The sequence below is a fragment of the bacterium genome (genome assembly GCA_036524115.1).
GTDB lineage: Bacteria > JAUVQV01 > JAUVQV01 > JAUVQV01 > DATDCY01 > DATDCY01.
Genome location: DATDCY010000027.1, coordinates 1 through 2,296 on the forward strand (window position 1 = coordinate 1; position 2,296 = coordinate 2,296).

The 2,296-nt window shown below is 72.8% G+C and carries 3 protein-coding genes; 1 reads left to right on the top strand and 2 read right to left on the bottom strand.

The window, feature by feature from the left end; all coding sequences use genetic code 11:
- Both VI078_01345 and VI078_01350 read right to left on the bottom strand, forming a co-directional pair.
- On the bottom strand, positions 1-534 hold a 534-nt coding region (locus VI078_01345), incomplete at its 3' end, for a DUF2231 domain-containing protein (protein ID HEY5997935.1).
- Between the two features lie 129 nt (positions 535-663).
- On the bottom strand, positions 664-1,878 hold the full coding sequence (locus VI078_01350; protein HEY5997936.1) for an ISNCY family transposase: 1,215 nt from the start codon (positions 1,876-1,878) through the stop codon (positions 664-666).
- A gap of 147 nt (positions 1,879-2,025) precedes the next feature.
- On the opposite strand from VI078_01350, the gene VI078_01355 reads away from it, so the two are divergent.
- Positions 2,026-2,296 (top strand): hypothetical protein (locus VI078_01355; GenBank protein HEY5997937.1); only part of this gene is annotated, 271 nt, incomplete at its 3' end.

Sequence of the window (2,296 nt, forward strand, 5' to 3'; positions counted from 1 at the left end):
CTCGCCGGCTTCAGCCGTCTCGCCGCCGGGGGCGCGCGCCTCCGCGCCGCGCTCGTGCGCGCCGGCGCCGGGGTTCTTCACCAGCACGCCGCCGATCCGCACGTTCGCGCCGTACTCGTACGTCAGCCTGCCGCCGTGGAAGCCCGTGATGCCGACCAGGACCCCCGCCGCGAGCTGCAGCACGAGCGCCAGCGCCGGGACCGCGCCCGCCGCGCCGCCCGGGAACCGCGAGGCGGCGAGTTGCGCGATCACCGCCGCGCCCGCCACCCACAGGGTCCAGCGACCGAGCAGCGCGTGCTCGTCGATCGCTTCCTCGGAGACGCCCTGGTCGTGCTCGGGCACGCGGTGCGCGACCTGTCCCGACTGCACGGCTGCGAACGCGCCGAGGAAGCCGAAGACGAGCAGAAGGACCGACGCCCGGCGCACCCACTCGCGGTCGAACAGCCGGCCGACGATCGCGAAGAAGGCGCTGAAGACGAGCAGCGCCACGGGCGCGTGCACGATCTGCGGGTGGAACTGGCCGAGCAGGTTCATGGCGGCGTCCGCCTCCGGGATGGGTCCGCTGCGAGCGCGGCCAAGCTAGTGCGCCCGCGCCGTGCGGCGCAAGGCGGTGTTGAGAGCAAGCCATCTGACCGCTTTTGAGCAGCGATCTGACCGCAGGTCCTAGGCAACGGCGGTGGCCGTGGCCACCACCGGGTGAACGACGGGTTCGACGCTCAGGGCGCGGCCCTGGGCGCTGTAGCGGCCCAGCAGTTTGGTGCCCCAGCGGATCGTGTGGGTGCCGTCGAGATGGCGCCGGACTTCGACGGCGAGACCGGCGCAGGTGCGACGGCCCGACTGGCGCGTGATCTGCAGCACGATGCCGTCGAGCGTGACGGTGTTGTCCCGCTGGATGGTGCGCGTTTCGAGGTGGCAGAAGATCGTCTCGAGGTCGGCGGTGCCGGCGGGGACGAACCCGGACTCGGCGTCCGCCGGCGGGCGCGCGAACTCGCGGTTGTACTCGGGGAGGAAGACCTCTCGCAGGTAGCGGTTGGCGCGCTCGACGGTGCGGATCCCTGCGGTCTGGAGCTCCTTGACCAGCCGGTCCTGCAGCGTGCGGTTGACGCGCTCGCTGCGCCCGCGGGCCTGGGGCGAGTAGGCCATGATGTGCTCGACGCCCAGTTGCTTGAGCGCCCGGCCCACCTGGGTCAGGCGTGAACGGTCCACGAGTTGCCCGGCGCGCGCGGTGAACGTGGCCCACCCCGCGCGGTCACTGTAGACGCTCTGCGGGATGCCGTGCTCGCGGATCACCGCGACCAGGGCGGTCATGATCGCGGCCGTGCTCTCGCGCTCGACCAGCTGTGCGTAGAGCAGGCGCTTGCTCGCGTCATCGACCACGGCGATCAGGCACTGCCAGTGGTCCGCGAGCAACGTCAGCCACCGGTGCCGGCTGCCGTCGATGTGCAGCAGCTCGCCGACGCAGGCCCGCGGCTCGCGCCGCACGAAGTGCCGGCCGCGCGGACGCTTCTTCTTCACCAGCCCCGCCGCCTGCAGGGCCCGCCGCACCACCGTGTACGACCACCGGCAGCCGCCATGGGCACGCTTCAGCACCGCGTGGAAGTGCCGCACGTTGTAGCCGCGGTAGCGCTGCTCGTACAACTGCGTCCAGCGGCGCAGTTCGTCCTCCGGCACCCCGTTCGGCGCCCGGTCGACGCGACGCTTGTCCTGCAGCCCCTTCAGTCCGTACCTGCGGTACCCGGTTCGCCAGCGCCGCAGCGTGCGCGGACTGATGCCGAGCACCTCGGCCGCCTGCCACCACGACATCTTGCCGCGCGTCGCCTGCAGAATGACCTCCTGAAAACGCATGGCCCGCTCCAGGGCGGCTACGGTCGCTGCCATCGCTGGACCCTCCTCCAGGCCCAGTCCTACCAGCCCCGCCCGCCCGGCGGTCACTTCGCTGCTCAAACGCGGTCAGAATGCTGCCCCCTTACACGTGCGGCGCAAGGCGGTTGCCCCGCGGACGCGCGCCGCCTAGCCTCTCGCGCCGTGACTCCCCCGCGGCCCCATCCGGTCCGGTCGATCGTCCTGGCGCTGGTCGTGCTCGCGCTCGACGCCGCGCTGCTCGCGATCGGCCTGGGCGACGCCTCGATGCTCGTGCGCGACCCGCGCGCGCTCGCGCTGCTGCTCGTGTGGGGCGCGGCGGGCGTCGTGCTGGCGCTGCTGCGACCCGTCCGCGGGCAGGACGTCGCTGCGTCGAGCCCCGACCCGCCGGTGATGATCGCGCTGTTCGTGCTGCCGCTCGCCGCCGCGCCGCTCG

Excerpts from the sequence above, each read along its gene's own strand:
- VI078_01350 (HEY5997936.1), bottom strand. The coding sequence starts at position 1,878 with ATGGCAGCGACCGTAGCCGCCCTGGAGCGGGCCATGCGTTTTCAGGAG.